Here is a 622-nt window from a genome sequence, read left to right as displayed (position 1 = left end):
CGAGGGTAGCGACGGGCGGGGCTGCCCCAGCCGCGCCTGGCAGGCTGCTCCGGGCCGTTGCCGCCCACTGGCCCGCGGGCCGGCCGGAACTAGACTGTGAGGTCAGGCGGTGCAGAACGGCGCCGCACGTGGACATCGGGTCCGCGGGACCGGAAATTGCGGAGGTGCGGCCATGCCGCTGTCGGAGCGCGAACAGCGCATGCTCGACGAGCTCGAGGCCCAGCTGCGCACGGAGGACCCCAGGCTGGACACCCACCTGCGGGACAGCCGCCCCGGCGGCGTGTCCGTCCGACGCATCGTCCTCGGCGTCGCCGTGGCCGTCGCAGGGCTGGCGGTCGTCCTCCTGGGGGTGTCCTTCCAGAACATCCTCGTCGGAGTCCTCGGCGTGGCGTTGATGGGCGGCGGCGTCTACATCCTCACCACTCGGGGCAAGAACGGCGGTGACGGCGGAGACGAGGCCGGCCGCTCCACCCGGGGACGCGACGGCTCCGCCGGGGCCAAGAAGGAGAGCGCGTTCATGTCCCGGCTCGAGCGCCAGTGGGACGAGCGCCGCAGCCAGGAGCGCTGACCGGCTGCTCCCACCGGGCCCGGCGGCCCGGCCGCACGACGTCCGGAAGGGCCC

Annotated in this window: 1 protein-coding gene; it reads left to right on the top strand. The window is 74.4% G+C overall.

The window, feature by feature from the left end:
* The first annotated feature begins 172 nt into the window (after nt 1-172).
* Entirely contained in the window at nt 173-568 is a 396-nt protein-coding gene (locus tag AC2W7A_RS13190; protein ID WP_485991720.1) for a DUF3040 domain-containing protein, read from the top strand.
* Nucleotides 569-622 lie beyond the last annotated feature (54 nt).

Source organism: Micrococcus sp. LASM2_SD2, from assembly GCF_057364565.1.
This window is presented reverse-complemented; position numbering and strand designations above follow the sequence as displayed.